This window comes from Streptomyces sp. 8L, assembly GCF_020176795.1.
GTDB lineage: Bacteria > Actinomycetota > Actinomycetes > Streptomycetales > Streptomycetaceae > Streptomyces.
On record NZ_JAIUKE010000708.1, the window covers coordinates 1 to 4,107 of the forward strand.

The 4,107-nt window shown below is 73.5% G+C and carries 4 protein-coding genes; 2 read left to right on the plus strand and 2 right to left on the minus strand.

All coding sequences use genetic code 11. The features are described 5' to 3' along the window. Positions 1-90 precede the first annotated feature (90 nt). Positions 91-921 carry a GDSL-type esterase/lipase family protein gene (locus LCE31_RS37525; RefSeq protein ID WP_225022571.1) on the plus strand — a complete coding sequence of 277 codons (831 nt, stop codon included), beginning with the start codon at positions 91-93 and terminating at the stop codon, positions 919-921. A 39-nt stretch (positions 922-960) separates the two neighbouring features. On the opposite strand, the gene LCE31_RS37530 is transcribed toward LCE31_RS37525, so the two are convergent. Beyond that, complete coding sequence (locus LCE31_RS37530; RefSeq protein WP_225022573.1) at positions 961-1,161, minus strand: hypothetical protein; 201 nt, start codon at positions 1,159-1,161, stop codon at positions 961-963. A gap of 109 nt (positions 1,162-1,270) precedes the next feature. On the opposite strand from LCE31_RS37530, the gene LCE31_RS37535 reads away from it, so the two are divergent. Continuing rightward, positions 1,271-2,257, plus strand: coding sequence for an aldo/keto reductase (locus tag LCE31_RS37535; RefSeq protein ID WP_225022575.1), 987 nt, complete (start codon positions 1,271-1,273; stop codon positions 2,255-2,257). Between the two features lie 334 nt (positions 2,258-2,591). Here LCE31_RS37535 and LCE31_RS37540 read toward each other — a convergent pair whose 3' ends face one another. Then, positions 2,592-3,875 carry an MFS transporter gene (locus tag LCE31_RS37540; protein ID WP_225022577.1) on the minus strand — a complete coding sequence of 428 codons (1,284 nt, stop codon included), beginning with the start codon at positions 3,873-3,875 and terminating at the stop codon, positions 2,592-2,594. Positions 3,876-4,107 lie beyond the last annotated feature (232 nt).

Sequence of the window (4,107 nt, forward strand, 5' to 3'; positions counted from 1 at the left end):
GGGGACGGCGGCGACGGGCGGCGGGGGCGCATTCCCCCAGCCTGCCATCCCGGCCGCCAGGGCCGGTGGCCGCACGGGGATGATGGCCCGATGCGTCTTCTGTTCGTCGGCGACTCCATGACCATCGGCCGCGCCGGGGAGCGGACCTGGCGGTACTGGATGACCCGGCACCTGGGTGACTGCCCCGCCTGCCGCGGCACCGGCGGGCCCCCGGCCGTGGTCGGCCCCTGGACCCACCAGTACGAGGGCGAGGCCGAGGGGACCACGGCCGGCGGGACCGGAGCCGGCCCGGCGACAGGCGGGGCGACGGACGACGCGACGGACGACGCGGCGGGTGACGGGCCGCATCTCGCCGCGTGGGGCGAGGGCTGGCTCCACATGGCCTCGCGCGTGCGCGCCGCCGTGCACGAGGCCCGCCCCGATGTGCTGCTGGTCTCCCTCGGTCTGATCGACCTGGGTTTCTACACGGACAGTGCGGGCACGGAAGCGAACGTCCTGCGGTTCTTCACCGAAGCACGGGCGGCCGCGCCCCGGATACGCGCCGTGGTCCTCCCCGTCGTGCCCAACGTGCGGGCCGGCACGGACGCCCTGTTCGCCGCCGAGGTCGAGCGCTTCAACGCCCGGCTCGCGCGGCTGCTCGCCGGGATCGGCGGCCCCCGCTCACCCCTGCTGCTCGCGCCGCCGCCGACCGCACCGCCCGTCTCGTACGACATCCGGCGCGACACCTACGACGGCACGCATCCGTCGCCGTCGGGTGCGCGCAAGCTCGCGGCGGCGTTCGCGGACGCCCTGCACACGCTCCGGGGCCCGGCGACCGGCCCCGGCGGGGCGGCGGGCACGCTCCTCGGTCCGCCGGCGGGCACCGGGGGCGTACGGGCACCGAGGCCGGGCGCTGCCTCCGGAGCCTCGCGCTCCGGGTGACCGCACGGGGCGGCGCGGCGTCCGTCGGCGCCTCGGTGATCAGCCCCCGGCGCCCGGCGCCCCGCACGCCTCGCAGGCACGCGCCGCTCCCGTGTCGCCCCGTACCTGCCCGCAGCCCGGGCAGACCAGCTCCAGCATGCACGCGGGCTCGCCGCCCTCGGCGGGCGCCGTCCGCGCCACCGCCGTCCACGCTGGCAGCGGCGCCGCCCGTTCGCCCGTTCCGTCCCGCTCCGCCGCCATGGCTCCACGCTCCCGTCGTCGCGTCCGCCGTCCGGCCTTCAGGCCCGATTCCACCGCGAGGCCCGCGCACCCTTGCTTCGAGTCCGCTCGAACGCGTTGGCTTACAGCCATGAAGTACACGCAACTCGGTCGTACGGGTCTCGAAGTCAGCCGCATCGTTCTCGGCACCATGAACTTCGGCCCGCTCACCAACGAGGCCGACAGCCACACCATCATGGACGCCGCTCTCGACGCGGGCGTCAACTACTTCGACACCGCCAATGTGTACGGGTGGGGCGAGAACAAGGGCCGCACCGAGGAGATCATCGGCACCTGGTTCGCGAAGGGCGGCGACCGCAGGGACAAGGTCGTCCTCGCCACCAAGGTCAACGGCTACATGGGGGCCGAGACCCCGGCATGGCCGAACCACCACAAGCTGTCCGCGGTCAACATCCGCCGGGCGGTCGACGCCAGCCTGAAGCGGCTCCAGACCGACCACATCGACATCTACCAGTTCCACCACGTCGACCGGAACACGCCGATCGACGAGATCTGGCAGGCCATCGACGTCCTGATCCAGCAGGGCAAGATCCTCTACGCCGGCTCCTCCAACTTCCCCGGCTACAAGATCGCCCAGGCCAACGAGGCCGCGCGGCATGCCGGCAAGGTCGGCCTCGTCAGCGAGCAGTGCCTGTACAACCTGGCCGAGCGCCGCGCCGAGATGGAGATCATCCCGGCCGCGCAGGAGTACGGCCTCGGCGTCATCCCCTGGTCGCCGCTGCACAGTGGGCTGCTGGGCGGGGCGATCCGCAAGGAGCGCGAGCGCGGCGACGCGGGCCGCTCCGTGGGCCGCCTGAAGGACTCCCCCAAGCTCAGGGACCAGGTACAGGCCTACGAGGACCTGCTGGACAAGCACGGCGTCGAGCCGGGCGAGGCTGCGCTCGCGTGGCTGCTGACGCGGCCGGGCGTCACCGGCCCGATCGTCGGCCCGCGTACGATGGAGCAGCTGGAGTCGGGGCTGCGCGCGGTCGACCTGGAGCTGTCGGACGAGGTCCTGACCGGCCTCGACGAGATCTTCCCCGGCCCGGGCCCTTCGCCGGAGGCCTTCGCCTGGTAGGCGCCGGGATCGCGGCGGCCGGGGCGGGCCGGGGACCTCGCGGTTCCCGGCCCGCCCGGTCGTCCGTCACGCCACCGGGCGGCCCGGGAGCCGATCAGCGCACCGCCGCCGCGATCGCGACGATCACGAACAGCAGCACGAGCACACCGGCCATGATCCGGTTCCGGGTCTTCGGGTCCACCCCCCGAGGTTAACGAGCCGGTCCTGGCGGCCACCGCGCGAGGGTCCCGCAACGGGGCCGCGCGCCGACAGCCGGGGTACGCGAAGGGCGGGCGGCGCGGAGGGCGGGCGGCGCCGAGCACTGGCCCCGGCCCGGGCCCCCGACGCCCCGGGCTCACGCCACGGGGGCCAGCTCCCCCTCCGCCCGGCTTCCGGGCCGCGGAACGAGTTCCACGTACGGCACACCCCTGCGCACGCCCATCCGGGGCCGTACGCCGATGACCCGTACCAGGACGAACCCCACGACCAGCGCCGCGAGCAGCGTGACGCCGCCGCCCGCAGCGAAGCCGATACGGGCGCCGAACGTGTCGGTCACCCAGCCGAGCAGCGGCCCCCCGATGGGCGTGCCGCCGACGAACACCATCATGTAGAGGCTCATCACGCGGCCCCGCATCGCGGGCTCCGCGGCCATCTGCACCGTCGTGTTCGCACTGATGTTGTTCGTCATGCCCATCATCCCGATCGGCACGAGGACCAGGCAGAACAGCCAGACGAACGGCGAGAAGGACACCGCGACCTCCAGGAGGCCGAACATCGCCGCCGCGAAGATCAGCAGCCGCAGCCGCGTCGAGCGCCTGCGCGCCGCGAGCAGCGCGCCGCCCAGTGAGCCCACCGCCATCAGGATGTTGAACAGCGAGTACATCCCGGCGCCGCCGTGGAAGATGTTGTTCGCGAACGCCGTGAGCCAGATCGGGAAGTTGAACCCGAAGGTCCCCACGAAGCCCACGAGGACGATCGGGGCGATCAGTTCCGGCCGCCCCTTCACGTACCGCAGGCCCTCCCTGAGCTGGCCCTTGCCGCGCTTGACGAGCCGGCCCTTGTACAGCTCGGCGGGGCGCATCAGGATCAGCCCGGTGAGGGGCGCGACGAACGAGAGGCCGTTGAAGAGGAACGAGTAGCCGCTGCCCACCGAGGTGATGAGGACACCCGCGACGGCGGGGCCGACCAGGCGCGCGGTCTGGAAGTTGGCCGAATTCAGGCTGACCGCGTTGCGCACCTGGTTCGGTCCGACCATCTCGGAGACGAACGACTGGCGCGTCGGGTTGTCGACGACGGTCACGACACCGACCAGGAACGCGATCAGGTACACGTGCCAGACCTGGACGTGCCCGGACAGCGTCAGCGCCGCCAGGACGAGACCGCACAGGCCCATGGCGCCCTGCGTTCCGAGCAGCAGCCTGCGCTTGGGGTAGCGGTCCACGAGGACGCCGCCGTAGAGGCCGAACAGCAGCATCGGCAGGAACTGCAGAGCCGTCGTGACACCGACGGCGGCCGAGGAGTGGGTCAGGCTCTGGACCAGCCAGTCCTGGGTGATGCGGGACATCCACGTACCGATGTTGGAGACGACGGCACCCGTCGCGAACAGCCGGTAGTTGCGGATCTTCAGGGACGAGAACATGCCGCCGGGCGGCGCGTCGGGCAGAGAGGCCGCGTCGCCGCCGGCCTTCTGCGCGGCGGGGCTGGGGGCCTCGGGGCGGGGGCGGGGCCCGGGGGGGGGGGGGGGGGCGCGCCGCCCACACCTGCGGGCCGCCCACCACCCCGGCGCGGGGGCCCGCGGCGCGCCGGGGGGGGGGGGCGAGCGCGGCGAGGTCGGACCCGGCGCCGGGTTCGCTGAAGAGCTGGCACCACAC